At 56.5% G+C, this 1,196-nt stretch carries 1 protein-coding gene; it reads left to right on the top strand.

The window, feature by feature from the left end; genetic code table 11:
* Positions 1 to 61: 61 nt before the first annotated feature.
* Positions 62 to 1,167 (top strand): IS3 family transposase gene (locus HA052_RS27070; RefSeq protein WP_240937599.1). Its coding sequence is split into 2 segments (ribosomal slippage): positions 62 to 317 and positions 317 to 1,167, totalling 1,107 coding nucleotides; the frame shifts between segments, so codons are not numbered across the junction.
* Positions 1,168 to 1,196: the final 29 nt, after the last annotated feature.

Consider the following 1,196-nt stretch of genomic DNA (forward strand, 5'->3'; position numbering starts at 1 on the left):
TGACCTTCCCCCCGACAGGTATCCCAAGAATTAGTTAGCATGAAGGCTCAAAGGAGCCAACATGCGCAAATCTCGTTTCACCGAAGAGCAGATCATTGCCATCCTGAAAGAAGCCGAAGCAGGCCTCTCCGCAGCGGACCTGTGCCGCAAGCATGGCATCTCCGATGCCACCTTCTATAAATGGCGTGCCAAGTTCGGCGGCATGGAGGTATCCGAAGCCCGGCGTCTGAAGCAGCTGGAAGATGAGAACAACCGGTTGAAACGGCTGGTGGCCGAACAGGCGCTGGACATTCAGATGTTGAAAGAGGTGGTCTCAAAAAACTGACGCGGCCCGACCAGCGCTGTGATGCCGCCCGGCAACTCATCGCCAGGCACGGTATTTCTGAACGTCGGGCCTGTCGCTTGTTGTTGGTAACGCGCAAGACCTTTCGCCGCAAACCTGCCGAGGATCGTAATGCGGCGCTACGGGCACGGCTGCGTGAATTGGCCGAACAACGTCGGCGCTTCGGCTCGCCACGGTTGCATGTCTTACTACGCCGAGAAGGCTGGGCCATCAACCATAAGCAGGTCGAGCGGATCTACAAGCAAGAAGGCTTGTCGCTACGCTTGCGACGGCGGAAGAAGCGGCCAAGTCATCTTCGGGTGGTTCTGCCAATGCCGGAGCGACAAGACCAGCGCTGGGCGATGGATTTTGTATCGGATACGCTATGGAATGGTCGCCGTATCCGAGCCTTGACCGTGGTGGACACCTGGAACCGCGAATCGTTGTGGATCGAAGTGGACCACTCGTTACCTGGCCGACGTGTCGCGCGTGTTCTGGACCAGTTACGCTGCGCCGGACGTTGCCCGAATCTGATCCAGGTGGACAATGGACCTGAATTTACCAGCCGGGCACTGGATGAATGGGCGTATCGTCACGGCGTGACGCTGCAATTCATCCGGCCCGGTAAGCCTGTTGAGAATGCCTTTATCGAGAGTTTCAACGGGCGTTTCCGGGAAGAATGTTTGAACCAGTCTGTCTTCCACAACTTACAGGATGCAAGACAGACGATTGAAGCGTGGCGGCAAGACTATAATCATGCTCGCCCGCATAGTGCATTGAATTACCTGACCCCGACCGAGTACCGGGAGAAACACTTACCCCAACCACGCCTGATTGCTACCTAATCAGTGGTATACCAACTGGGGGAAGGTCA

Origin of the sequence: Chromobacterium fluminis (assembly GCF_011602385.1) — a bacterium.
Classification (GTDB): Bacteria; Pseudomonadota; Gammaproteobacteria; order Burkholderiales; family Chromobacteriaceae; genus Chromobacterium; species Chromobacterium fluminis.